The organism is Streptomyces sp. NPDC049577 (assembly GCF_040675635.1).
In the GTDB taxonomy this organism is placed as follows: domain Bacteria; phylum Actinomycetota; class Actinomycetes; order Streptomycetales; family Streptomycetaceae; genus Streptomyces.
Map to the genome: position 1 here is coordinate 1 of NZ_JBFAPH010000006.1, position 18,926 is coordinate 18,926.

Here is an 18,926-nt window from a genome sequence, read left to right on the forward strand (position 1 = left end):
TGCGCCCTGACCTCGCCCGGCAAGGCGGAGTGCCGCAAGAGCACTCCTCTTGCGGCCAAGAACGACACCCAGAAGCGCAGGGCCCGCAGGCCGCTCAGGGCGCCGCTCAGGGCGCGGGGAAGCCTGCCGCCAAGGCTCCGGCGGCCCCGGCCGGGAACGGCGCCAAGGGCGCCGTCACGCCCCCCAGGGAGCCCGTCCTGGGCGAGCAGCGCGCGGCCCGTCCCGCGCGCCCTGTGTCCCGCCCCGTGCCGCGTACCCGCTCGGCGCGCCTGCGTGTGTCGAAGGCCGACCCCTGGTCGGTGATGAAGGTCAGCTTCGTGCTGTCGCTGGCGCTCGGCGTGTGCACGATCGTGGCCGCGGCGGTGCTGTGGGCGGTCCTGGACGGCATGGGCGTCTTCTCTGCCCTGGGCGGCACGATCAGTGACGCCACGGCCTCCAGCGAGGGCGGCGGCTTCGATCTGGAGTCCTTCCTGTCCCTGCCGCACGTGCTGATCTTCACGACGGTCATCGCGGTGATCGACGTGGTGCTGGCCACCGCCCTGGCCACGCTGGGGGCCTTCGTCTACAACCTCTCCGCCGGTTTCGTCGGCGGCGTGGAGCTGACGCTGGCCGAGGACGAATAGTCCTCGCGGACCCCCTTGGCCCGGTCCCGCAGGCCGGATTTTGGGACTGGGCCCCAAGTGCGCTAATCTTTCGGTGCAGCGCGGGGCTATAGCTCAGACGGTTAGAGCGCTTCCCTGATAAGGAAGAGGCCACAGGTTCAAGTCCTGTTAGCCCCACCGAGTCGATCGGCCCGGACGGAATTCTCCGTCCGGGCCGATCGCTTTTGGGTAGTTGGCGGCCGCCGGACCTGACAGGCGACCGGACGCAGGTCACCGATCGGTATCGGTCGGTGTGTATCATCGGCGACCAGAGGTCCCCTTACGTCAAGGAAAGACGAGGTCGCGCGGTGAAGAAGCTGCTCCTGGTCGCACTGGCCGCCATCGGCGGGCTCCTCGTGTACCGGCAGATCCAGGCGGATCGCGCCGAGCAGGACCTGTGGACGGAGGCGACCGACTCCGTGCCCGCAGGTTCGGGTGTGTGAGCCACAGAAGTTTGGGACGGAGCCCCGGCCGACACGGCCGGGGCTCCGTCGTTTTCATTGCAGTCGCAAATGGAGTGATTGCAATAGGAAACGCTATCCGGGGCGGCTGAGGACGAGCGCCCACACCCCCGCGGCCAGGCACAACAGCGCGACGAGCAGCACGGCGGCCGCGACCCCGGGGGAGGGCCCGGACCGCCCGCGGGCCGCGTGCGCGGGTCCGGACACCGGCTTCGGCCCCGGTGCCGGCGGCGTCGGGGGAGCCGTGTGCGGAAGGGGCGGCACGGGCCGGGCGAGCGGTGCGGGGGCCGGGCGCGGCGGCGTCGGGGGATGGTCCGGCGGGGGAGGCGCCTGCGGCGGGCCGGCGGGTGTTCGGCGGCCGGTCTCCGGTCCGTCCGGGCCGAAGCCGGGCGGCAGCGGGCCGAGCTGGTCGAAGACCTCGATGCGCTCCTCGTCCTCGGCGGGGCCCGCCAGCAGCTCCACGGCGGCCGCCAGTGCCTTGCGCGCGCCCGTGGCCGTACGGAAGCGGGCGTACGGGTCGGGCTGCAGCAGATTCGCGATCACGTCCCAGAGGGGGGCGGGCACCTCTTCGGGGGCGTTCGGGACGCCCTGCCCGAGAAATCTCTCCACGAGCGCCTCGGCGTCGGGTTTCCGGCCGGTGAGCAGATACAGCGCCACCAGGCCGACGGCGAAGAGGTCCGCCGGGAAGTCGGGTTCCTCGCCCAGCATTTGCTCGGGGGCGAAGTAACCGGGGGTGCCCATCACGAAGTTGGTCTCGGTCAGCCGGGGCTCGCCCTTGCGCATGGCGATCCCGAAATCCGAGAGGCGTAAATGCGGGCGTCCGGTGCCGGTCGCCTCCAAAAGGAGGTTGGCGGGTTTGATGTCCCGGTGCACCACGCCCTCGGCGTGCACCGCCGCGAGTCCGGACAGCAGCTGGTCGAGCAGGACGCACACGAAGTGGGGCGGCAACGGCCCGTAGTCCCCGATCAGATGGGCCAGTGAGCCGCCGCCGACGACGTCCATGGTGAAGAGCACCTTGTCGTCGTCCGCCGCCCAGCTCTGCGGCGCCAGCACATGGGGGTGGTCGATGCGCAGCGCCTGCTCGCGGACGAAGCGCAGCAGCGTGTGGGCATCGCTCTGCTGGAGCACCTTCGCCGCCACGTAGCGCCGTCTGCGCCGGTCCCAGGCGCGCCACACGGCCCCGGCCCCGCCGCGCCCGATCGGGTCCACCAGCTCGTACCGCCCAGCGAAGACCTCACCCATCGCGTCCGCGCCGCCCCCGCGCGCCCCGGCCCCGCCCCGGCCCGGTCAGCTCTGGTGCGCCTCGTAGTGCGCGACCGCCTCGGCGGTCCTTCCGGCGCCGTACACCCGGAGGAACTCGGCCAGTTCGGGGTGGGTGGGAGCGAGGGTGTCGGCCGCGTCGATGATGTCGCCGGCGCCGGCCACGGAGCGCAGCAGCGACTGGATCTCGCGCACGACCCGGCGCACGGTGGGGGCGCCGCTGCTGGCCGTCGTCTGGGTGGAGTTGAGGACCGAGCCACCGGAGCTCTTCTTGACCTCCTCCATCCGCTCGGCCGCCTCGGCGGCGCTCACGGTGCCGTCGGCCACTTGGCTGGAGAGCTCCTGGAGCGCCTGCACCCGCTGGACGACGGCGGGGTTGCCGATCTTCGCCCGCTGACCACTCATCAGCTGGGAGAGCATGGGCGCCGACAGGCCCAGGACGGAGGCGAGACGGGCCTGGTTGAGGCCGAGGTCGTCGATGAGACGGCGGAAGAGTGCCCCCAACGGCTCCCCGTACCAGCTCCGCTGCAGCTCTCGTGCGCGGGCGGTGGCTTCCTGCTGTGCTGCGTCCATCTCGCTCTCCCCTTCGCTTCGCTGCCGCGAATCTTGCGCTGCATCCTACGGAGAGTGGTGGCACCCGGCGATACCCGGTCGGGAAACACTCCCGGCACCGGGTAGTCTGGTCCCCGACGGGGCCTTAGCTCAGTTGGTAGAGCGCTGTCTTTGCATGGCAGATGTCAGGGGTTCGACTCCCCTAGGCTCCACCGGAAAAACCCCTCCCACCTGCGCGAACGCGCGGTGGGAGGGGTTTTGTCGTCACCGGGGGCGGCAGGGCCCCGGCGTCAGGGCAGGTCGTTCTCCTCGCCGGCCGGGTGGTCGGCCTCGGCCTGCTTGGCGCGGACCTCGGGGTCGAGCGGGGAGGCGCCGACGCTGCCGTCGACCGAGGACAGCGGGGTCCGGTCGGCGATCTCGGTGGCGGCCGGGGGCTCGACGAGCCAGTCCGGGTTGGACTGCCGGTCCCACCACTTCCACACGGCGACGGCGCCGCCCGCGAGGAGGCCGAGGACCGTCAGCCGCTTGGCCAGCCGGCCCGCGCGGCAGCGGCGGGACCGCTTCTTCGCCAGCTTCTCGATGTCCTCGGCCGACACGTCGCCCCGCAGCGCGGCGAGGGCGGCGCTGCCGCGGGCGACCGCCTCGTCGCGGACGGGTCCGGCGGCGGCGCGGGCGCGGGCGGCGGCCTGGTCGACCTTGGGCGGCAGGGCCTCGCGGGCGTGCTCGATGCGCGGGGCCAGATGGGCGTGGTACTGCTCACCGGCGGTGGCGCGGCACTGCCGCGCGGCGTGGGAGACCTTGGGCGCGATGCGTACACGGGCCTCGTGCGCGTAGTGCGCGGCCGCGTCCTTCGCCGTGCCGGCGTAGGGCGCCACCACCTCCGCGGCGTGGCGCACGCTGTCCTTGGCGGTGCTGGTCGCGGCGCGCACGCTGTCCTTGCGGGTCACGAGAACCTCCTCCTCGGTGGCGTATGGTTTGTCGCCTTTCCACCCAGTGGAAAATCATGCCTGCCGGCGGGCGGTCCGGCATGTGCGAGCGGGCATCCGGGTCACAGGGGAGCTTCGGCCGTCAACGCCCCCGACAATGCCACGGTTCGCCGCCGCCCGCGGGATTTCGTCGGCTACTCGCCCCGAACCCGTCCGTGCGAGGATCGTTAGCCGTCAGTGAAGACTATGGAAGGTAGATCGTGGCCGAGCAGCTTTACGCCACCCTGAAGACCAACCAGGGCGACATCGAGGTGCGGCTCCTGCCGAACCACGCTCCGAAGACGGTGAAGAACTTCGTCGAGCTCGCCACGGGCCGGCGGGAGTGGGTCAACCCGGCGACGGGCGAGAAGACCACGGACAAGCTCTACGACGGCACGGTCTTCCACCGCGTCATCAGCGGCTTCATGATCCAGGGCGGCGACCCGCTGGGCAACGGCACCGGCGACCCGGGCTACAGCTTCGCCGACGAGTTCCACCCGGACCTGGCCTTCACCAAGCCCTACCTGCTGGCGATGGCCAACGCGGGCCCGGGGACCAACGGCTCGCAGTTCTTCATCACGGTGTCCCCCACCACCTGGCTGACGAACAAGCACACCATTTTCGGCGAGGTCTCGACCGACGCCGGCCGGCGGGTCGTGGACGCCATCGCCGCCGTCCCGACCAACTCGAACGACCGCCCGCTCTCGGACGTCGTCATCGAGTCGGTCGTCATCGAGACCCGCTGAGCCGCGTCCGGCCGTGAGGCCGGCTCCCGCACGGGAACCCGGCGCCCCGCCCGTACGTAGGAACGGGCGGGGCGGCTCGTGACCCAGCGGACCCGGGCGGGCTTGTCCGCCCGTGACAGGGGCAAGGGGAGAGCATGAACGACCAGGCAGTCTGCTGCTACCGGCACCCGGACCGGGAGACCGGCATCCGGTGCACCCGCTGTGAGCGGCCGATCTGTCCCCAGTGCATGGTCGACGCCTCGGTCGGCTTCCACTGCCCGGAGTGCTCGGGCGGCGGGCCCGGCGGCGGGCGGTCGGCGGCGCACTCCGCCGCGCCGCGCACGATCGCGGGCGGCGCGCACACCGCGGATCCGCGCCTGGTCACCAAGGTCCTGCTGGGGATCAACGTCGCGCTGTGGATCGCCGTGCTGGCCACCGGCGACACGCTCCTGGACGATCTCGAACTCTTCGGCCAGGCGACCCTCGCCCCGCAGGGCCCTCTGGAGGGCGTCGCCCAGGGGCAGTGGTACCGGCTGCTGACCGCGACCTTCCTGCATCAGGCCCCGATGCACATCGCGTTCAACATGCTCTCTCTGTGGTGGCTCGGCCCGCCGCTGGAGGCGGCCCTCGGGCGCGCCCGCTACCTGACCCTCTATCTGCTGTCCGGGCTGGGCGGCAGCGCTCTGACCTATCTCATCGCCGATCCGCGTCAGCCCTCGCTGGGCGCCTCCGGAGCGATCTTCGGTCTGCTGGGGGCCACGGCGGTGCTGCTGCGCCGGATGAAGTACGACATGCGCCCGGTCATCGCGCTGCTCGTGCTCAACCTGATCTTCACCTTCACCTGGGCCAACATCGCCTGGGAGGCGCACGTCGGCGGTCTGGTGGCGGGCACGGTGGTCGCCTACGGCCTGGTGCACGCGCCGCGCGGGCGGCGGCTGCTCGTGCAGGGGCTCACCTGCGGGGGAGTGCTGCTGGCGATCGCCGCGCTGGTGTTCGTACGGACGCTCCAGCTGCCCTGAGGCGGGTGGGGGAGCCGATCCGGGGGCGTCACCCACACCAGTGGCGGCTCAGGTTGTCCACAAGAAGCCCCGGATCTTGTGCACAGTGTGGGGAACATGCGTTCGAGGTGTAGAGAACGCATCTGACCTGCGATTCCGTTGATGTGCGCCGATGCGGCCGTCGATACGCAGCGCTAGCGATCAGTCACACCGGCGTCAACATCACGGAAGTTATCCACAGATCTTCTGAGTTTTCCCCACTGTGGACGAGGGTGTGGATAACCCGGCCCCTACTTCCACTGCGTCGAGACGACGAAGCCCGCCGCGATGAAGCCGAAGCCCACCACGATGTTCCAGTTGTGCAGGGACTCCACCGGCATGTCGCCGCTCGTCACGTAGAAGATGACGATCCAGGCCAGCCCGATCAGGAACATCGCGAGCATCAGCGGCGCCACCCAGCGGCGCCCCGTGGTCAGCTTGATGTTCTGCTGCTTCACCGGCGGCGGCGTGAAGTCGTCTTTCTTGCGGATCCGTGACTTCGGCACGAGGGACTCTCCTGTCGATGCGCTGCGTGACCGCGCTGGGTTTGCTCGGTGGGCTGGTCTGCCGGGACGGTGAGCACCGGGAGCGGATCCCGCCCCCGGGCGTCCGTTAGCGTAGTGCTTCCGCGGCGTCGGAGAGGACAAGGGTACGTTGAGCAATTCTGCCGACTCCACCAGCGCGCGCGCCCGGCGATTCCGGCCGGTGCGGCTGCTGACCGCCGGCGTCTTCGCCCTCGCCGGCCTCATCTTCTGGATGAGCTTCAACACCGCCAAGGGCACCAACCTGCGGACCGACGCCTCCATGCTCCGGCTGTCCGATCTGATCCAGGAGCGCAGCCGCACCAACGGCCAACTGGACCAGAGCGCCGCCGCCCTGCGGTCCGAGGTCGACGCCCTCGCCCGCCGCGACAACGGCAACACCGAGGCGCAGAACAAGAAGATCGGCGCCCTGGAGAAGGCCGCCGGCACCCAGCCGCTCGCCGGGCCCGGTCTGACGGTCACCCTCACCGACGCCCCGCCGAACGCCACCGCCAAGATCCCCGGCGTTCCGCAGCCCCAGCCGAACGACCTCGTCATCCACCAGCAGGACCTCCAGGCCGTGGTCAACGCCCTGTGGCGCGGCGGGGCGAAGGGCATCGAGGTGATGGACCAGCGGCTGATCTCCACCAGCGCCGTCCGCTGCGTCGGCAACACCCTGATCCTCCAGGGCCGCGTCTACTCCCCGCCGTACAAGGTGACCGCCGTCGGCGACCGGGGCGCGCTGCGCAAGGCCCTGGACTCCTCCCCCGCGATCCAGAACTACCTCCAGTACGTCGCCGCCTACGGCCTCGGCTGGAAAGTCGACCAGCACGACGCGGTGACTCTTCCGGGTTACTCGGGCACAGTGGCTCTCCACTACGCACAGCCCGTGGGGTAATCCGGGAGGGGGTCCGTCCGGTGAGGGTGCGACTCGTCGTCCGTACGCTCAGCGAACTCTGTGTCACCGCCGGGGCGTTGATCGTCCTGTTCGTCGGCTATGTCCTCTACTGGACCGGCGTCCGCGCGGATCACGCCATGGACGCGGAGATCGGCAAGCTCCAGGACCGCTGGTCCACGGACGCCCCCGCCCGCCCGGGCGCCCCGGACCCGGCCCCGGGCGGGGACCCGTACCGGGGGCGGGAACAGCAGGGGGCCCCGGACCGGCCACAGGCCGGGGCCGGAACCGGGGAGCCGGACGCCTCGGACGCGGGGCAGGGCGGCGAGGACACCGTGAGCCGGCCCTCCGGTCCGTCCACGGGCCCCGAGGCCGGCGCCCGCGGAGCCGGTGGCGCGCCGGGCCGTCGCGACGGGGCCGCCTTCGCCGTCATGTACATCCCCCGCCTCGGCTCCGGCTGGGCCAAGCCCGTCCTCCAGGGCACCGGCACCGAGCTCCTCAAGCGCGGGCTCGGCCACTACGCGGACACCGCCGGCCTCGGCGAGACCGGGAACTTCGCGGTGGCCGGCCACCGGCGTACCTACGGCGACCCGTTCAAGGACCTGCCCCGGTTGCGCCCCGGCGACGCGGTGGTGCTGACGGACGGGGCCGACTGGTTCACGTACCGGGTCGACACCCTGCCGTACCGGACGCTGCCCGGGGACACCGGCGTGATCGATCCGGTGCCCGCGAAGGCCGGATACCGGGGGCCCGGGCGCTATCTGACGCTGACGACCTGTGACCCGGAGTGGGGCCACAGTCACCGGCTGATCGTCTGGGCGCACCTGGCGGACACGCGGCCGGTCGGGCGCGGGAAGCCGGACGCTTTGCCCGGCTGACCCTCCCGGCACGGGTGCCGACCCTTACTCTGGTGTCGCAATGACCGATCTCATCGGCGGGTAGGACAGCATGTACGTCTGGATCTGGCGTCATCTGCCGGGCAACGCATGGGTGAAGGCGCTGATCTCGCTGGTGCTGGTGCTGGGGATCGTCTACGTCCTCTTCCAGTACGTCTTCCCCTGGGCGGAACCGCTGCTGCCGTTCAACGACGTGACGGTCGACAACGGTATGCCGGTGAGCGGCGGAACGGCGGTGGCACGGTGAGCGCGCGCATCCTCGTCGTGGACAACTACGACAGCTTCGTCTTCAACCTCGTCCAGTACCTCTATCAACTCGGTGCCGAGTGCGAGGTGCGGCGCAACGACGAGGTGGAGCTCTCCCACGCGCAGGACGGTTTCGACGGCGTGCTGCTGTCGCCCGGGCCGGGCGCGCCCGAGCAGGCCGGGGTCTGCGTCGACATGGTGCGGCACTGCGCGGACACCGGGGTTCCGGTCTTCGGCGTGTGCCTGGGCATGCAGTCGATGGCCGTGGCCTACGGCGGTGTCGTCGACCGCGCGCCCGAGCTGCTGCACGGCAAGACCTCGCTGGTGACGCACGAGGGCAAGGGCGTCTTCCAGGGCCTGCCCTCGCCCTTCACCGCCACCCGCTACCACTCGCTCGCCGTCGAGCGGGCCGGCTGGCCGGACGAGCTGGAGATCACCGCCTGGACCGACACAGGCATCGCCATGGGCCTGCGCCACCGGGATCTGCCCGTCGAGGGCGTGCAGTTCCACCCCGAGTCGGTGCTCACCGAGTGGGGTCACCGCATGCTGGCCAACTGGCTCGTCGCCTGCGGCGACGCCGGAGCCGTGGAACGATCGGCCGGCCTCGCTCCGGTGGTGGGCAAGGCCGGGGCGTGACCACGCTCCGCCCGGAGGGCCATCCCTCCGGGCAGGGCGGGCCGTACGAGGCGTACGGGGTGTACGGGGCGCAGGAAGCGCCCTACGGACCGTCCTACGGGCCGTACGGGCCCCACGTGCCGCTCCAGGACGACGCCACGCTGACGCTGCGCCGGGTGGAGCCCGCCCCGGCCACGGCGTACACGGCGCCGGTCCCGCCGCCCGTGACCGGGGGGCGCGCCGAACGGCGCAAGGCCGCGCAGCGCGCCGCCCGGGCCCGCAGGGACAGCGTCGGCGTCGTCGTGAGCCGGGCGGTCGGCGAACTGTTCATCACCCTCGGCGTCGTGATGCTGCTGTTCGTGGCCTACCAGCTGTGGTGGACGAACGTGCTGGCGCACCAGCAGGCGGGAGGCGCCGCCGACGACCTGCGCCACAGCTGGGAGCAGGGCCGGGGCGGCGACGACCGCGACGCCGGGCGGTTCTCCCCCGGCCAGGGATTCGCGATCCTCTACATCCCCGCCCTCGACGTGAAGGCCCCCATCGCCCAGGGGGTGAGCAAGCACAAGGTCCTCGACCGGGGCATGGTCGGCCACTACGCCGACGGCGGGCTGAAGACCGCGATGCCCTGGGACAAGGAGGGCAACTTCGCGCTCGCCGGCCACCGCAACACCCATGGCGAGCCGTTCCGCTACGTCAACCGGCTGAAGCCGGGTGACAAGATCGTGGTGGAGACGGCGAGCGCCTTCTACACCTATGAGATGACAAGCCGTCTGGATCAGACGTCGCCGGAGAACGTGCGGGTCATCGGCCCTGTGCCGCCCGGTTCGGGCTTCACGCGCCCGGGCCGCTACATCACACTGACCACCTGCACCCCCGAATTCACCAGTACCTACCGCCTGATCGTGTGGGGCAAGATGGTCGACGAGCGGCCCCGGAGCGAGGGAAAGCCGGACGCCCTCGTCGAGTAGCGGCACACGGGAACACCGAATCGGGGTACGAACGGCTGTGGCACGGGGACGGATCGCCGCCTTCGTCAGCGTCATCGGTGAGCTGCTCATCACCGCCGGCGTGATCATGGGACTCTTCGTCGTCTACTCCCTGTGGTGGACGAACGTGCTCGCCGACCGCGAGGCCGCGCGGCAGGGCAGTCATGTGCGCGACAACTGGGCCAAGGCCGTCCCGGGCCGGCCGCAGGGCCCGGGCACTCTCGACACCAAGGACGGCATCGGCTTCCTGCACGTCCCCGCCATGCGCAACGGCGAGGTCCTGGTCAAGCCCGGCACCGGCACCAAGGTCCTCAACGAGGGTGTCGCCGGCTACTACCTCGACCCCGTGAAGTCGGCCATGCCCTGGGACGCCAAGGGCAATGTCACCCTGGCCGCGCACCGCGACGGGCACGGCGCGAAGTTCCACAACATCGACAGGCTGAGGACCGGCGATCCGATCGTCTTCGAGACCCGCGACGTCTGGTACGTCTACCGGGTCTACAGCGAGCTGAAGCAGACCTCGCGCTACAACGTCCGCGTCCTCGACCAGATCCCCCGCGAGTCCGGGAAGGCGCTCCCGGGCCGCTACCTCACCCTGACGACCTGCACGCCCGTCTACACCTCCGACTACCGCTATGTCGTCTGGGCGCAGCTGGAGCGCACGGAGCGGGTCGACGCCAGGCGCACGCCGCCCCCGGAACTCCGCTGAACGCGCGGAGCCCCGGCGTCCTTTCGGACACCGGGGCTCCGCGCGGTCGTACGATCCGGGCTCAGTGCTTGCGGCCGCCCGTCCAGCCGCCGAAGATGCCGCCGACGTCCTGGCCGCCCGTGGGCCCGCCGGTGGTGGTGCCCGGGCCACCGGTGCCGGCCATGGTGGTCAGGTTGACCGCGGTGTTCTTGTCGACCTGGGCGCCGGGGGGCTGGTCGCTGAGGACCACGACGGCGTTGTCGTCCGCCGGGCCCGAGATGGCGCCGACCCGCAGCCCGGCGTCCGTGATCGCCTTCTTGGCGTCCTTGAGCTTCATGCCCGCCAGGTTGTTCGGCACCGTGGCCTTCGCCGCGCCCTTGGAGACGAAGAGGGTGACCGTGGAGCCCGGCTTGGCCGAGGTGTTGCCGTCGGGGCTCTGCCGGGTGACGTTGCCGGCCGGCTGGTCGGAGTCCTCGTCCTGCCGCTGCACCACGAAGCCGAGGTCCTGGAGCTGCTTCTTCGCCGCGTCGAACGGCTGGCCGGTCACGGGCGGGACGGTCTTGGTCGCGGCCGGGGTGGCCACCGTCAGGGTGACCTCCGCACCCTTCTCGGCCTTGTCGCCGCCCTTGGGGTCCTGGTCGATGACCGTGTTCGGCGTGCGGTCCGACTCCTGCGCCTTCTGCTTGACGGTGAAGCCCTTGCCCTCCAGCGCGGCCTTCGCCTCGCTGAAGGAGGCCCCGAGCTCGTCCGGCACGGAGATCTTCTCGATGCCCTTGGACACGCTCACCGTGACCGTGCTGCCCCGGTCGGCCTTCGTCTCGGCCTTGGGGTTCTGCTCGCAGATCTTGCCCTTGGGCTGGTCGCAGAACTTGCCCTCGCCCTCGGCGACCTTGAAGTCGCCGTTGTCGCCCTGCTTCTTGGCGTCGGCCAGCGTCTCGCCGATCAGGCTGGGCACCGTGATCTGCGAGCCGTTGCCGCCGCCGCTGAAGAGCGACTTGCCGATGAAGATGGCGCCGACGAGGACGAGCACGCCCGCGGCGACCAGCAGGATCGTCGAGAGGTTGCTCTTCTTGCCGCCGCCCGCGCCCCGGCGGCCGCCGCCGGAGCCGTCGTCGTAAGCGCCGTATCCGCCGCCGTAGCCGGCGCCGCCGTCGGAGACCGGCGGCATCATCGAGGTCTGGCCCATGCCGCCCGCGTGGTCCTGCGAACGCAGCATGGTGGTCGGCTGGTCCTCGCCGTAACCGCCGGCGCCGAGCACGCCCATCGAGGCGGTGGCGGCGACGGGCTGGCCCTCCAGGGCCGCCTCGATGTCGGCACGCATCTCGTCGGCCGACTGATAGCGGTAGTTCGGGTCCTTGACCAGCGCCTTGAGGACGATGGCGTCCATCTCGGGCGTGATCTCGGGGTCGTAGGTGCTCGGCGGGTTCGGCTCCTCCCGCACGTGCTGGTAGGCGACGGCCACCGGGGAGTCGCCGACGAAGGGGGGACGGACCGTCAGCAGCTCGTAGAGCAGGCAGCCGGTCGAGTAGAGGTCGGACCGCGCGTCGACCTGCTCACCCTTGGCCTGCTCCGGGGAGAGGTACTGGGCGGTGCCGATCACCGCGGCCGTCTGCGTCATGGTCATGCCGGAGTCGCCCATGGCACGGGCGATGCCGAAGTCCATGACCTTGACCTGGCCGGTGCGGGTCAGCATGACGTTGGCGGGCTTGATGTCCCGGTGGACGATCCCGGCGCGGTGCGAGTACTCCAGCGCCTGGAGCACGCCGATGGTCATCTCCAGCGACCGCTCGGGCAGCAGCTTGCGGCCGGAGTGCAGCAGCTCGCGCAGGGTCGACCCGTCGACGTACTCCATGACGATGTACGGGATCGACACGCCGTCGACGTAGTCCTCGCCGGTGTCGTACACGGCGACGATCGACGGATGGTTGAGCGAGGCGGCCGACTGGGCCTCACGACGGAACCGGGCCTGGAAGGACGGGTCGCGGGCGAGGTCCACCCGCAGCGTCTTCACGGCGACGGTGCGGCCGAGCCGGGTGTCGTGCGCGAGGTAGACCTCGGCCATGCCACCACGGCCGAGCACCGAGCCCAGCTCGTACCGGCCGCCGAGGCGACGCGGCTCTTCCATAGCTCCAGCCCTTCCGTTTACCTGACCGCACCGGCCCGGGTCCGGCGGTGTGCTGTTCGGGCATACCGTACCCGGCGCGCACGGCCCCTTCCGGCCGCCACCGGCACCCGATACACGACCGGTACCGACCCGCTGGTGATCTCGGGCCGGTCGGTCGGCGATCGGGTGAACCGGATCACTTCTCCGTCTTGAGCACCGCCTCCATGACGCTCTTCGCGATGGGGGCGGCGAGCTTGCCACCGGCGATGTCGTCACGGGCGGTGTCGTTGTCGCCCTCGATCACGACGGCGACCGCGACCGGCGAGCCGTCACCGGTCTTGGCGTAGGAGATGAACCAGGCGTAGGGGTTGCCGCTGTTGTCGACGCCGTGCTGGGCGGTACCGGTCTTGCCGCCCACCGTGACGCCGTTGATCTGCGCGCTGGTGCCGGTGCCGCTCTGGACCACCGTCTCCATGATGCTCTGCAGCTTCTGCGCGTTCTCCGCGGAGACCGGCTGGCTCAGCTGCTTCGGCTGGTGGGTCTCGATGACGTTGAGGTTCGGCGCGCGCAGCTTGTCGACCATGTACGGCTCCATCAGCTTGCCGTTGTTGGCGACGGCGGACGCGACCATGGCCATCTGCAGCGGGGTGACGCGGTTGGACGCCTGGCCGATGCCGGCCATGGCGTTCTGCGGGCGGTTGTCCTTGGGGTAAATGCTCGCGACCGCGCGCACCGGGGTGTCGATGGGCTTGTTGAAGCCGAACTTGTCGGCCTCTTCGATCATCTTCTTGTTGCCGAGATCGGCGCTGATCTTGCCGAAGACGGAGTTGCAGGACACCCGCAGCGCCTCCCGCAGGGAGGCGTCCTTGCAGGGCAGGTTGCCCTCGTTCTTCAGCTCCAGCTTCGCCGTGTCCGGCAGGTACCAGGGCAGCGGCGAGTCGGTCTTGGAGTCGACGTCCTTGTACAGGCCGTTCTCCAGCGCCGCCGCGGCGGTGACGACCTTGAACGTGGAGCCGGGCGGGTACGTCTGGCTCAGCGCCCGGTTGAGCATGGGCTGGTTCTTGTCGTTGATCAGCTTGCTGTACGCCTCGCCGTCGTTGGCCCCGGCGATCGTCGAGGGGTCGTACGAGGGCGTGGAGGCCAGCGCGAGGATCTTGCCGGTGCGCGGGTCGAGCGCCGCGACCGCGCCCTTCTTGTCGCCGAGGCCCTTGAAGGCGGCCTCCTGGGCCTTGCTGTTCAGGGTGGTGATCACGTCACCGCCCTTCTTGCCCTTGCCGGTGATCATGTCGATCGTGCGGTTGAAGAAGAGCCGGTCGTCGTCGCCGGTGAGGACCTTGTCCTCCAGCTTCTCGATCTTGTTCGAGTCGAAGCGCTGCGAGGAGTAGCCCGTGACCGGGGCCCACATCGGGCCGTTCTCGTAGGTGCGCTTGTACTTGTAGTCGATGCCGCCGGTCTCCACGGAGCCCGTGATCGCCTTGCCGTCGACGATGATGTTGCCGCGCGGCTGGCTGTAGCGGGCGATGTCGAGCCGGTGGTTGTGCTTGTTGTTCTTGAGCTCGTCGGCCTGGACGAACTGCAGCCAGTTGGCGCGGATCATCAGGGCCAGCACGAGCAGGCCGCAGAAGATCGCGATCCGGCGCACGGGCTTGTTCACGGGCGGACCACCTGAGTCATCTCGGCATCGGGGGACGGGGCGGGGGCGGGCGCCGGGCGGCGCGCGGTGTCGCTGATCTTGAGGAGGATCGCGACGAGGGCCCAGTTCGCGAGGACGGACGAACCACCGTACGCCATGAAGGGCATGGTCATACCGGTCAGCGGGATGAGGCCCATGACGCCGCCGGCGACCACGAAGACCTGGATGGCGAAGGCGCCGGACAGACCGCAGGCGAGCAGCTTGCCGAAGGGGTCGCGGGCGGCGAGGGCGGTGCGCACGCCGCGCTCCACGATCAGCCCGTAGACCAGCAGGACGGCCATGAGACCGGCCAGGCCGAGCTCCTCGCCGACCGTGCCGAGGATGAAGTCGGAGTTGGCCGCGAAGCCGATGAGGTCGGAGTGGCCCTGGCCCCAGCCGGAGCCGAAGACGCCGCCGGAGCCGAAGGACATCAGGGCCTTGGCGATCTGCTCGCTCGCCTGGGACTTGCCCCAGCCCCCGAAGGGGTCGAGCCAGGCGTTGACACGGGCCTGGACGTGGGACTCGAAGGAGGCCACGCCGACCGCGCCGGCCGCCGACATCAGCAGACCGAAGACGATCCAGCTGGTGCGCTCGGTCGCGACGTAGAGCATCACGACGAACATGCCGAAGAACAGCAGCGAGGTGCCGAGGTCGGTCTCGAAGACCAGGATCAGGATGGAGAACGCCCAGACCGCCAGGATCGGGCCGAGGTCCCGGCCGCGCGGCAGGTACAGGCCCATGAAGCGGCGGCTGGCCAGAGCCAGGGCGTCCCGCTTCACCATCAGATAGCCGGCGAAGAAGATCGCCAGGATGATCTTGGCGAACTCGCCGGGCTGGAGCGAGCCCAGACCCGGGATCCTGATCCAGATGCGGGCGCCGAACTGTGCCGGGAAGAACATCGGCAGGATCAGCAGGACCAGCGCCAGCACCATCGAGATGTAGGTGTAGCGCTGGAGCACCCGGTGATCCTTCATGAAGATCACCACGGCGACGAAGGCGGCGAGGCCCAGGGCCGAGTACAGCAGCTGGTTCGGCGCCGAGGCGACGAACTTGTAGCCCAGGTTCTTGGCGTCGTTGGCCAGCCGCGGCGACTGGTCGAGCCGCCAGATCAGCACCAGGCCGAGCCCGTTGAGGAGCGTGGCCAGCGGCAGCAGCAGCGGGTCGGCGTACTTGGCGAACTTGCGCACCACCAGGTGGCCGACGCCGGCCAGCAGGCCGAGGCCGATGCCGTAGCCGAGCATGCCGGAGGGCATCTCACCGCTGAGGGCCAGACCCGTGTTGGCGTAGGCGAAGCAGGGGATGACCACGGCGAAGGCCAGCAGCGCGAGCTCGGTGTTCCGCCTGCTCGGCGGGCCCGCGGTGCTGATCGTGGTGGTGTTGGTGGTGTTGTTCGGCATGGGTGAGATCGCTGACATGGCTGGCTCGGCCCCCTACGGCTTCACTGCGAAACGGTGCTGCACTGCGGGACCAACTTCTGCTCTTCCTCGCTGAGGGTGGGGCCGGGGTTCGGCGCCGGGGTGGCCTGGGCGGCGTTCGTACGGGTTTCCGTCCGGCTCTCGGCTCCGGACTCCTTGGCGGTGCCGGTCACGCCACCGGTGCGGTCACCCGACTGCTTCTCGCTCTCCTTGCGCTGCGTCTCCGCCTTGCGCCGCTCGTCCTCCTTCTTGCAGGCGCCGGCCAGCGTGCCGAGCTCCTTGGCCTTCTTCTCGGCCTGGTCCCGGCTGCCGACCGCGATGGTGTCCATCACACGGCTGCGCTGGTCCACGGGGAGGTACTTGAGTTCGATCTCGGGGTGGTCCTGATAGAGCCTGCTCAGGCTCACCCACGCCAGGTCCTGGTTGATGCCCTGGTAGACGGCCAGGTGGTCGTTGTCCTTGGCACCCACGTAGTACTGGGTCTGGGTCCAGGAGTAACCGCCGTAGAGGCCGCCGCCGACGACGCCCAGGACGATCGCGATGATCAGGGACCGCTTGATCCAGCGGCCGCGCCGGCGGCCGGGCTTGACGAAGTCCTCGTCGGTGAACGGTCCGAAGGAACCGTCCGCCATGCCGCCCAGGGACGGGTCGCCGCTGCCGGGCGGGCCGAAGCCGCCGCCGGGGCCCTCCTGCGCGGGACCGCCGCGGTGCCGGCCGAGCTCGGAGGCCCGGCCGGCCGGGGTCTGCATGGCCTTCTTGTCGTTGATGTGCAGCTGGTTCTCGGCCACCGCCCCGACGATCACGGGCGTGTCGTTGAGCTGCTGGCCCAGGGTGTCCCCGCCGTCGACGTCCAGGACGTCCGCGACGATGCAGGTGATGTTGTCGGGGCCGCCGCCGCGCAGCGCCAGCTGGATCAGCTCCTGCACGGTCTCGTGCGGGCCCTGGTAGCTGGCGAGGGTCTCCTCCATCGTCTGATGGCTGACGACCCCGGACAGTCCGTCCGAGCAGATCAGGTAGCGGTCGCCGACCCGCACCTCGCGGATCGACAGGTCGGGCTCGACGTGGTCGCCGCTGCCCAGCGCGCGCATCAGCAGGGAGCGCTGCGGATGGGTGGTGGCCTCTTCCTCGGTGATCCGGCCCTCGTCGACCAGGCGCTGCACCCAGGTGTGGTCCTGGGTGATCTGGGTGAGGATGCCGTCGCGCAGCAGGTACGCGCGCGAGTCGCCGACGTGCACGAGGCCGAGCCGCTGACCGGTCCACAGCAGCGCGGTGAGGGTGGTGCCCATGCCCTCCAGCTGCGGGTCCTCCTCGACCATGACGCGCAGCTGCTCGTTGGCGCGCTGCACGGCCGTGCCGAGGGAGGTGAGGATGTCCGAGCCGGGGACGTCGTCGTCGAGGGTGACGAGGGTGGAGATCACCTCGGAGGAGGCGACCTCGCCGGCGGCCTGGCCGCCCATGCCGTCGGCGATGGCGAGCAGGCGCGGGCCGGCGTAACCGGAGTCCTCGTTGCCCTCCCGGATCATGCCCTTGTGCGATCCGGCGGCGAAGCGCAGTGACAGACTCATGCGCACCTCGCCCGTCGGCTCCGGGTACAGCCCCTTCCCAGCCACGCTGCCCACCCTCCGGTCGTCATGGTCCTACTACTTCCGCAGCTCGATGACGGTCTTGCCGATGCGGATCGGCGCGCCGAGCGGAATCGGGGTCGGGGTGGTCAGCCGGGTCCGGTCGAGGTAGGTGCCGTTGGTCGACCCGAGGTCCTCGACGATCCACTGGCCGTCGCGGTCCGGGTAGATCCTGGCGTGCCTGCTGGACGCGTAGTCGTCGTCCAGCACGATGGTCGAGTCGTGGGCGCGGCCGAGGGAGATCGTCTGGCCCTGCAGGGCGACCGTGGTGCCGGTGAGGGAGCCTTCGGAGATCACCAGCTTGGTGGGGGCGCCACGGCGGCCACGGTCGGCGCGGCGGCCGCCGGACTGCTGCTGTTGCTGCTGGCGCTGCGGCGGCGGGGCCGCCTGCGCCGCGCGCTGCGGCCGGCCCGCGTCACCGCGGCGGGAGCCGCGCTGCGTCACACGGGTACCGAACAGATCACTGCGAATGACCTGAACGGCCACGATGACGAACAGCCACAGTACGGCGAGGAAACCCAACCGCATGACCGTGAGGGTCAGCTCTGACATTGCCCCCGCTTCACCCTTCGGCTTGCCGATAAACGATGGTCGTACTGCCCACGACGATGCGCGAGCCGTCGCGGAGCGTAGCGCGCGTGGTGTGCTGTCCGTCCACCACGATGCCGTTGGTCGACCCCAGGTCCTGGATCGTCGCGGGGGTGCCGACCCGGATTTCGCAGTGCCGGCGGGAGACGCCGGGGTCGTCGATGCGTACGTCCGCCTCGGTGCTGCGGCCGAGCACGAGGGTGGGCCGGGAGATCTGGTGACGGGTGCCGTTGATCTCGATCCACCGCCGGGTCTGCGCGCCGGGGACCGTGCCCGGACCGGGAGCCCCGGTCCGCGGCTGGGGGCGCGCGCCGGGCGGCGGCGACGTGGGCATGGGCGGCGCCCCGGCGGGCTGCGGCGGATAGCCGGCCCCGTGGGTGACCGCCCCGGCCCCGCGCGGGGCGGGGGCCTGCGGCCGGGCGTGCGGGTCCTGCGACTCGCTCGCGGCCAGAGTGCGGCTGCGCACCCGGTACAGCCCGGTGTCCAGGTCGTCCGCCTTCTCCAGGTGGACCTTGATGGTCCCCATGAAGGTGTACCGCTGCTGCTTCGCGTAGTCGCGGACCATGCCGGCGAGCTCGTCCCCGAGCTGGCCGGAGTACGGGCTGAGCCGCTCGTAGTCCGGAGCGCTCAGCTCGACGATGAAGTCGTTCGGGACGACGGTGCGGTCACGGTTCCAGATGGTGGCGTTGTTGTCGCACTCCCGCTGGAGTGCCCCCGCGATCTCGACCGGCTGCACCTCGGACTTGAACACCTTGGCGAAGGTGCCGTTCACGAGTCCCTCGAGTCGCTGCTCGAAGCGCTTCAGTACTCCCACGGGGCACCTCCTTCCCTCAGTGACGTCTGTGATGCTCAGTGTCGTTCCTGATACTGCTTACTGATCGTATCCACGCGTCGGGAAAACAGCTGGTTCCCCTTCGGCGCCAGGAGTGACGAGTGTCGCCTTCGTGTCCGCCCGCGCGTGGAGGGGCGTTCTCTCCGGCGGTGCTCCCGCACGTTTCCCGTACGGATCGTAGAGGCGCCCGAGAGCCAGTGTCCCG

20 protein-coding genes and 2 tRNA genes are annotated in these 18,926 nt (G+C 70.5%); 12 read left to right on the plus strand and 10 right to left on the minus strand.

The window, feature by feature from the left end; genetic code table 11:
• Window positions 1–29 precede the first annotated feature (29 nt).
• The 3 genes from AB0K09_RS01545 (at window position 30) to AB0K09_RS01555 (ending at window position 1,084) form a co-directional block, all read left to right on the plus strand.
• The gene (locus AB0K09_RS01545; RefSeq protein WP_366063227.1) at window positions 30–623 is read left to right on the plus strand and encodes a DUF3566 domain-containing protein; all 594 of its coding nucleotides are present in this window, start codon (window positions 30–32) and stop codon (window positions 621–623) included.
• Window positions 624–705: 82 nt separating this feature from the next.
• A tRNA-Ile gene (locus AB0K09_RS01550) sits at window positions 706–779 on the plus strand.
• A gap of 170 nt (window positions 780–949) precedes the next feature.
• The gene (locus tag AB0K09_RS01555; protein ID WP_003958712.1) at window positions 950–1,084 is read left to right on the plus strand and encodes a DLW-39 family protein; all 135 of its coding nucleotides are present in this window, start codon (window positions 950–952) and stop codon (window positions 1,082–1,084) included.
• Between the two features lie 93 nt (window positions 1,085–1,177).
• Here AB0K09_RS01555 and AB0K09_RS01560 read toward each other — a convergent pair whose 3' ends face one another.
• On the minus strand, window positions 1,178–2,344 hold the full coding sequence (locus tag AB0K09_RS01560; RefSeq protein WP_366063178.1) for a serine/threonine-protein kinase: 1,167 nt from the start codon (window positions 2,342–2,344) through the stop codon (window positions 1,178–1,180).
• A 45-nt stretch (window positions 2,345–2,389) separates the two neighbouring features.
• Window positions 2,390–2,935 (minus strand): DNA-binding protein, encoded by a 546-nt coding sequence (locus AB0K09_RS01565; protein ID WP_366063179.1) that lies wholly within the window; start codon window positions 2,933–2,935, stop codon window positions 2,390–2,392.
• 118 nt (window positions 2,936–3,053) lie between these two features.
• Here AB0K09_RS01565 and AB0K09_RS01570 point away from each other — a divergent pair.
• Window positions 3,054–3,126: transfer RNA gene (locus AB0K09_RS01570), tRNA-Ala, on the plus strand.
• A gap of 78 nt (window positions 3,127–3,204) precedes the next feature.
• Here AB0K09_RS01570 and AB0K09_RS01575 read toward each other — a convergent pair.
• On the minus strand, window positions 3,205–3,861 hold the full coding sequence (locus AB0K09_RS01575) for a DUF5324 family protein (protein WP_366063180.1): 657 nt from the start codon (window positions 3,859–3,861) through the stop codon (window positions 3,205–3,207).
• 239 nt (window positions 3,862–4,100) lie between these two features.
• Between AB0K09_RS01575 and AB0K09_RS01580 the strand changes: the two genes are divergently transcribed.
• Together AB0K09_RS01580 and AB0K09_RS01585 are read left to right on the plus strand one after the other, a co-directional pair.
• On the plus strand, window positions 4,101–4,625 hold the full coding sequence (locus AB0K09_RS01580) for a peptidylprolyl isomerase (protein WP_366063182.1): 525 nt from the start codon (window positions 4,101–4,103) through the stop codon (window positions 4,623–4,625).
• A gap of 134 nt (window positions 4,626–4,759) precedes the next feature.
• A complete protein-coding gene (locus AB0K09_RS01585; RefSeq protein ID WP_366063183.1) occupies window positions 4,760–5,623 on the plus strand; it encodes a rhomboid family intramembrane serine protease in 864 nt (287 codons plus the stop codon).
• 269 nt (window positions 5,624–5,892) lie between these two features.
• Here the strand turns inward: AB0K09_RS01585 and crgA are convergent, their stop codons facing one another.
• The gene (gene crgA, locus AB0K09_RS01590) at window positions 5,893–6,147 is read right to left on the minus strand and encodes a cell division protein CrgA (RefSeq protein ID WP_366063184.1); all 255 of its coding nucleotides are present in this window, start codon (window positions 6,145–6,147) and stop codon (window positions 5,893–5,895) included.
• Between the two features lie 148 nt (window positions 6,148–6,295).
• Between crgA and AB0K09_RS01595 the strand changes: the two genes are divergently transcribed.
• The 6 genes from AB0K09_RS01595 (at window position 6,296) to AB0K09_RS01620 (ending at window position 10,509) form a co-directional block, all read left to right on the plus strand.
• Window positions 6,296–7,060: a DUF881 domain-containing protein gene (locus tag AB0K09_RS01595; RefSeq protein ID WP_366063185.1), complete on the plus strand. Its 765-nt coding sequence runs from the start codon at window positions 6,296–6,298 to the stop codon at window positions 7,058–7,060.
• A gap of 26 nt (window positions 7,061–7,086) precedes the next feature.
• Window positions 7,087–7,935, plus strand: coding sequence for a class E sortase (locus AB0K09_RS01600; protein ID WP_366063228.1), 849 nt, complete (start codon window positions 7,087–7,089; stop codon window positions 7,933–7,935).
• Window positions 7,936–8,005: 70 nt separating this feature from the next.
• Window positions 8,006–8,200 (plus strand): hypothetical protein, encoded by a 195-nt coding sequence (locus AB0K09_RS01605; RefSeq protein ID WP_366063186.1) that lies wholly within the window; start codon window positions 8,006–8,008, stop codon window positions 8,198–8,200.
• Complete coding sequence (locus AB0K09_RS01610; protein WP_366063187.1) at window positions 8,197–8,835, plus strand: aminodeoxychorismate/anthranilate synthase component II; 639 nt, start codon at window positions 8,197–8,199, stop codon at window positions 8,833–8,835. The genes AB0K09_RS01605 and AB0K09_RS01610 overlap by 4 nt, the downstream gene beginning before the upstream one ends.
• Window positions 8,754–9,782 carry a class E sortase gene (locus tag AB0K09_RS01615; RefSeq protein ID WP_366063229.1) on the plus strand — a complete coding sequence of 343 codons (1,029 nt, stop codon included), beginning with the start codon at window positions 8,754–8,756 and terminating at the stop codon, window positions 9,780–9,782. The genes AB0K09_RS01610 and AB0K09_RS01615 overlap by 82 nt, the downstream gene beginning before the upstream one ends.
• A 37-nt stretch (window positions 9,783–9,819) precedes the next feature.
• A complete protein-coding gene (locus AB0K09_RS01620; RefSeq protein ID WP_366063189.1) occupies window positions 9,820–10,509 on the plus strand; it encodes a class E sortase in 690 nt (229 codons plus the stop codon).
• Window positions 10,510–10,570: 61 nt separating this feature from the next.
• On the opposite strand, the gene pknB is transcribed toward AB0K09_RS01620, so the two are convergent.
• From pknB to AB0K09_RS01650, 6 genes are all read right to left on the minus strand, one after another.
• Window positions 10,571–12,613, minus strand: coding sequence for a Stk1 family PASTA domain-containing Ser/Thr kinase (gene pknB / locus AB0K09_RS01625; protein ID WP_366063191.1), 2,043 nt, complete (start codon window positions 12,611–12,613; stop codon window positions 10,571–10,573).
• Window positions 12,614–12,788: 175 nt separating this feature from the next.
• Window positions 12,789–14,246: a penicillin-binding protein 2 gene (locus tag AB0K09_RS01630; protein WP_366063192.1), complete on the minus strand. Its 1,458-nt coding sequence runs from the start codon at window positions 14,244–14,246 to the stop codon at window positions 12,789–12,791.
• On the minus strand, window positions 14,243–15,661 hold the full coding sequence (locus AB0K09_RS01635) for an FtsW/RodA/SpoVE family cell cycle protein (protein ID WP_366063193.1): 1,419 nt from the start codon (window positions 15,659–15,661) through the stop codon (window positions 14,243–14,245). Before AB0K09_RS01635 ends, AB0K09_RS01630 begins: the two co-directional genes overlap by 4 nt.
• A gap of 41 nt (window positions 15,662–15,702) precedes the next feature.
• Window positions 15,703–17,244, minus strand: a complete 1,542-nt coding sequence (locus AB0K09_RS01640; protein ID WP_366063230.1) for a PP2C family serine/threonine-protein phosphatase — start codon at window positions 17,242–17,244, stop codon at window positions 15,703–15,705.
• A 75-nt stretch (window positions 17,245–17,319) separates the two neighbouring features.
• Window positions 17,320–17,853: an FHA domain-containing protein gene (locus AB0K09_RS01645; protein WP_366063194.1), complete on the minus strand. Its 534-nt coding sequence runs from the start codon at window positions 17,851–17,853 to the stop codon at window positions 17,320–17,322.
• 10 nt (window positions 17,854–17,863) lie between these two features.
• Entirely contained in the window at window positions 17,864–18,703 is an 840-nt protein-coding gene (locus tag AB0K09_RS01650; RefSeq protein ID WP_366063195.1) for a DUF3662 and FHA domain-containing protein, read from the minus strand.
• Window positions 18,704–18,926: the final 223 nt, after the last annotated feature.

Bases quoted from the DNA above. Each gene is read 5' to 3' on its own strand.
- AB0K09_RS01560 (WP_366063178.1), bottom strand. From the start codon at position 2,344: ATGGGTGAGGTCTTCGCTGGGCGGTACGAGCTGGTGGACCCGATCGGG.
- AB0K09_RS01565 (WP_366063179.1), bottom strand. From the start codon at position 2,935: ATGGACGCAGCACAGCAGGAAGCCACCGCCCGCGCACGAGAGCTGCAG.
- AB0K09_RS01585 (WP_366063183.1), top strand. From the start codon at position 4,760: ATGAACGACCAGGCAGTCTGCTGCTACCGGCACCCGGACCGGGAGACC.
- AB0K09_RS01605 (WP_366063186.1), top strand. From the start codon at position 8,006: ATGTACGTCTGGATCTGGCGTCATCTGCCGGGCAACGCATGGGTGAAG.
- pknB (WP_366063191.1), bottom strand. From the start codon at position 12,613: ATGGAAGAGCCGCGTCGCCTCGGCGGCCGGTACGAGCTGGGCTCGGTG.
- AB0K09_RS01635 (WP_366063193.1), bottom strand. From the start codon at position 15,661: ATGCCGAACAACACCACCAACACCACCACGATCAGCACCGCGGGCCCG.
- AB0K09_RS01640 (WP_366063230.1), bottom strand. From the start codon at position 17,244: ATGAGTCTGTCACTGCGCTTCGCCGCCGGATCGCACAAGGGCATGATC.
- AB0K09_RS01645 (WP_366063194.1), bottom strand. From the start codon at position 17,853: ATGTCAGAGCTGACCCTCACGGTCATGCGGTTGGGTTTCCTCGCCGTA.